The sequence below is a fragment of the Flavilitoribacter nigricans DSM 23189 = NBRC 102662 genome, assembly GCF_002646595.1.
Classification (GTDB): Bacteria; Bacteroidota; Bacteroidia; order Chitinophagales; family Saprospiraceae; genus Flavilitoribacter; species Flavilitoribacter nigricans.
The window spans coordinates 1-841 of the sequence record NZ_PDUD01000129.1 but is presented as its reverse complement, the minus strand read 5'-3'; the positions used below and the strand labels follow the sequence as shown (position 1 = coordinate 841).

The following is an 841-nucleotide window of genomic DNA, read 5'->3' as shown; positions in this document are numbered from 1 at the left end:
AAATGGACGTTTTATGAGACTAGCTTGGTTTAGCGCGGGAATTACTTCGACGGTGGCGTGTAAGCTAGCCTTAGAGCAATTCGATGACGTACAGATATATTACATCGAAACCGGCGCACATCACCCGGACAACTTGCGGTACATCGCAGATTGTGAAAATTGGTTTGGTCAGAAAATCAACATCGTCCAGAACTCGAAAGGCTACCGGGATCACCTGGACGTAATAGAGAAAACCGGATACGTGAACGGACCGACCGGCGCACGTTGCACTCTGGAATTAAAAAAGGAAGTGAGACGGGAAACCGAAAAAGTGTTACAGCCAGATAATCAGATATTTGGTTTTGAATACTCAAAGGCGGAGATCAACCGGGCCATCCGGTTCAAGGAGCAGAACCCGCACACCAATCCGATTTACCCGCTGATCGAAAAGCGACTGACTAAGGATGAATGCGCCGGGCTTGTCCGCATGGCCGGTATCGAACTACCTGAAATGTACAAGCTAGGATACAGTAACAACAACTGTATCGGCTGCGTGAAAGGCAAGAAAGGTTACTGGAATAAGATCCGGCAGGACTTCCCGGAAGTGTTCTCGGATATGGCGAAGGCCGAGCGGAATGCCGGTCATGCCTGTATTAAAGAGGATCTGCCAGAGGGTGGTTCAAAACCCGTTTTTCTGGATGAACTGGAACCGGAGCAAGGCCGCATACCTACGGCAGTAATACCAAGTTGCGGCATATTCTGTCAGGTTGATTTCGCAAACCTGATAGATCCCAAGACAGAAAAGGTAATGTCCGGGGAAATGGAAATTTGCGAAGTTTAATTAATCACACAATAACGGCCC

The 841-nt window shown here is 48.3% G+C and carries 1 protein-coding gene; it reads left to right on the top strand.

The genetic code is table 11. The features are described from left to right. On the top strand, positions 1-820 hold an 820-nt coding region (locus CRP01_RS41720), incomplete at its 5' end, for a phosphoadenosine phosphosulfate reductase domain-containing protein (RefSeq protein WP_222845967.1). Positions 821-841 lie beyond the last annotated feature (21 nt).